The organism is Mesorhizobium sp. M8A.F.Ca.ET.207.01.1.1, from assembly GCF_004794715.1.
GTDB lineage: Bacteria > Pseudomonadota > Alphaproteobacteria > Rhizobiales > Rhizobiaceae > Mesorhizobium.
On the sequence record NZ_SRUS01000084.1, the window covers coordinates 1 to 451 of the forward strand.

The 451-nt window shown below is 69.8% G+C and carries 1 protein-coding gene; it reads left to right on the forward strand.

Annotation, left to right across the window (positions count from 1 at the left end):
• Positions 1-451: bestrophin (locus EN850_RS33565; RefSeq protein WP_136092938.1), on the forward strand; the 451-nt coding region annotated here is incomplete at both ends.

Consider the following 451-nt stretch of genomic DNA (forward strand, 5'->3'; position numbering starts at 1 on the left):
GACCCCGTCCCCACGGCTGGCAACTGCTGTACATCCTGCGCGGCTCGATCGTCAAAGCGATCGCGCCGAAGGTGCTGGCCATCCTGATCCTGTCCATCGCCGTGGCGGCGGTGGTGGAGCTGGCCCCGCCGACCGGCATCGAGCGCGTGTCGGTCACGCCGTTCACCCTGCTCGGCCTGGTCCTGTCGATCTTCCTCAGCTTCCGCAACAGCGCCTGCTACGAGCGCTGGTGGGAAGGCCGCAAGCTGTGGGGCCAGCTGGTCTACGAATCGCGTTCGCTGGCCCGCCAGGTGAACCTGCTGCTGGCCGATGACCCCGGCCGCCGCCGTCGCATCGCCTATCTCACCACTGCGTTCGCCCATGCGCTGGCCGCACGCCTGCGTGGGCGCATCGTGGCCCTGGCCGCCTTGCCATGGCTGGACAAGCCGCAGCGCGAGCAGCTGGGCCAGCG